Source organism: Fulvivirga aurantia (genome assembly GCF_009711475.1).
Lineage (GTDB): Bacteria > Bacteroidota > Bacteroidia > Cytophagales > Cyclobacteriaceae > Fulvivirga > Fulvivirga aurantia.
This window is the reverse complement of sequence record NZ_SMMD01000672.1, coordinates 2,650-5,480: the sequence shown is the minus strand read 5'-3', so window position 1 is coordinate 5,480 and position 2,831 is coordinate 2,650. Positions and strand designations below refer to the sequence as shown.

2 protein-coding genes are annotated in these 2,831 nt (G+C 39.5%); both read right to left on the bottom strand.

What is annotated here, in order from left to right:
- Positions 1–236 precede the first annotated feature (236 nt).
- Entirely contained in the window at positions 237–1,643 is a 1,407-nt protein-coding gene (locus E1176_RS07060) for a S41 family peptidase (protein WP_155209901.1), read from the bottom strand.
- 14 nt (positions 1,644–1,657) lie between these two features.
- The gene (locus E1176_RS07055) at positions 1,658–2,797 is read right to left on the bottom strand and encodes a DJ-1/PfpI family protein (protein WP_155209900.1); all 1,140 of its coding nucleotides are present in this window, start codon (positions 2,795–2,797) and stop codon (positions 1,658–1,660) included.
- Positions 2,798–2,831: the final 34 nt, after the last annotated feature.

Below are 2,831 nucleotides of genomic sequence, written 5' to 3'. Positions count from 1 at the left end.
ATTATTGTCCGTATATGTCTTCTGACGGAGAATATTTTATATACTCGAGAAGATATAATAACCCTAAAAAAAAAGGATGGGCAGGTGTCGAAAAAGGCGAGGTTTATTGGGTAAAAGCTGACGAATTACTTTTTAATTAAAACTGCTTTTGAAGCCTTAGTATGCCATGCAGATATCAATCTGATTGTATCTGCATGACCTTGCTACTAAGCTCAACTCCTACCGTGGTTCCATAATCAATTTGTAAATAAACCTTGACTAACCTCTAATGTGCGATCTACTTCAGGGTCATTACCTTTATTCACAATCACATCCGGTTGTACAGTTTGCTTTCTGGTTTCACCAGAAACCCTTGTAATGTAGCGACTGGGAGCCAAAACCAATAATTTAGTATTGGGCAGATAAAAAGGATTTAAATTTCCCGTTTGATTTGCATGACCTCCTGTGGGTTGACCTACAAGTTTTGCCAATTTATGATCCTGAATTGTGGTAACGAAGACTACTCCTGCCGAGTAAGTCATTTCGTCTATAAGTACGATCACTTCACCTTTAAACCTTTTAGATTCTTCCACTGGTTCGATAATCTCATCATTTGTAACATCAATTTCGATGATTTCACCTGGCTCTCCTTTATACCCAAATAATCCGTTGTTATCTTCATTAAGTTTCTCAATGGCGGTTGAAGCCTGATTTAACTCCTTATTGGTAAGGTATTTAATCACTACTGCACCTGCATCGGTTTGGCCACCGGTATTGCCTCTAACATCTATAATTAGCTTAGATATCTTCTGTTGTTGTATTTGAGCAAAAGCGTTTTCTACGAATTCTTCAAACCCAGCCTCTTCATCCACATCAAACGAACCTAGTCTGAGGTAAGCGATTTGGTTTGGCATGATATCTAACCAATTATCACCTAACTTATTCTGCTTACTTTCCCAATTTTCAGGGTTGAAAGCTGTGATAGTGGTTAGTTGATCATTATGCTCCAAAACAAGCTCGAAATTGCCTTGCCAACCATAGATGGCGTGAAGCCAATAATGGAATAGCAATGTACTCATGTGCATTCTCAAAGTGGCAGTTTCACCATGCCCATACTCCGCCAATTCCTTCAAAATCGTTTCGCCAGCTACTCCATTAATAGAAACCACCCTGGTGCCTTTCTCGATGGTTATACTGTTTGATTTATGCTTGTAGGTTTTGTTAATATATATCGATTGGTCATTTACATAAACACCAAATGGGTATAAATACTGCCCATTTTCTTCATGATAGTAACCTTCGGCAAGCAGTGGAAATATAAAGCTGTGACCATCTTTGAAGTAGGGATTGAATTTACCAATCAGCTTAAAAAAATCCTGACGACTCATGTCGCTTTTAAGGTTACTGTTTATACTTTCAAATTTTGCCACAATCGAGTCTGAGTCAGTAAGTTCATGAAAAACCGGGTGTCTTTCAGCCATTTGGGTTTTAAGGAACTCCAAATCTTCAGCTAATTCTTTTTTACTAAAGGTTTTATCGGTAAATGCTTCATCCACATCATCATGAATCCATTCTTCAATGCCTCCACAACCCGTGATTACCCAAATCAATAACAATAGTGAAATCGTGCGTATCATCATATCTTTGTTTAAGTTACTTTTCATGATCAGAGCCAATTTTAATTAACTCTCATTTCCTCTTTTAATTTCAAAGCCGATGGAGAATTTGGCTCAATTGCTAAGCTCTTATTTAAGAAATTAAGAGCAAGTTCCTCCTTACCTAAAGAATGGTATGCCTGAGCCAATGCTTCCTGACTTTTGGCAGAAGCCGGAAATATTTCGGCAGAGAATTCTAAAAGTTTGAGTCCGTTACTTTTCGCATACTCCCCCAGATGTCCTGCAAAAGCGTAGCTTGAGTAGTCTTGCACCAATTTTTCCTTCAATTGATTTGTTTCGGCATGAGCCTTCATAAAGCGCTTTGCCTCGCTCTCATCGGCTAGCACCACTAGCTTGATAACTTCCATTGTATAACTCAGGTCAGTCCAGGTTCTTTCAACACCCTCTTTACCCATCAGCTTCACCAATTCATTAGCTACCGAATAGGTGGAAAGTGGGTTTTGTCCGGTAACCAGTCTCCCATCTACCACTGACTGGTTAAATAAAGGAGGCATTTCCTGAAAATTAGCACCAAGACTCGTTAGTTTTTCCTGTAAGAAAAAAGGTAGAAATTTGGCTGCCTTAGAAAACAATTTCTCTTCCATATCAGTAAATGAGCTGATTTTTCTACCTGCCACTAGGTATGAGCCATCAGAAAGTTTGGCATTTACTAAAGCAGCAGGCCCATGACAGACAGCCCCCACTACTCCCTCAGCCTCATAAATGCTTGCCGCTAACTGCCCCAATTCTTTACTTTCCGGAAAGTCCCACATGGTTTTACCACCGGCAAAGTAGATGGCGACATAATCTTTTGCATCCACATCAGATGGAGAAAGACTGTTTTCCAATTGTCTCATTACCTCCTTTTTGGCGATAAACGCCTTGTTTACCTCATTCATTTCCTCTTCCGGCTCGTAGTAAGTCATCCCTCCTCTGGGGCTCAGAAAATCTACTTCCAGACCACTTTCTATAAATACATTATAGGCTTCCGACACTTCAGAAAGTTCGTAACCGCCTGCCGCTAGTGTATCTTTTCCAGCTAATGTGGCTTGTACTTGTTGGTTATTGGTTACAACAATAAGTACTCTTTCCTGAGATAATACCTGCGAAGAAAAACTGAGTAACAAAACGAGTAAGCCTGCGAATGTTTGTGCTATTTTCATGAAAAAGACATTTGATTAAACATGGAAATCACCG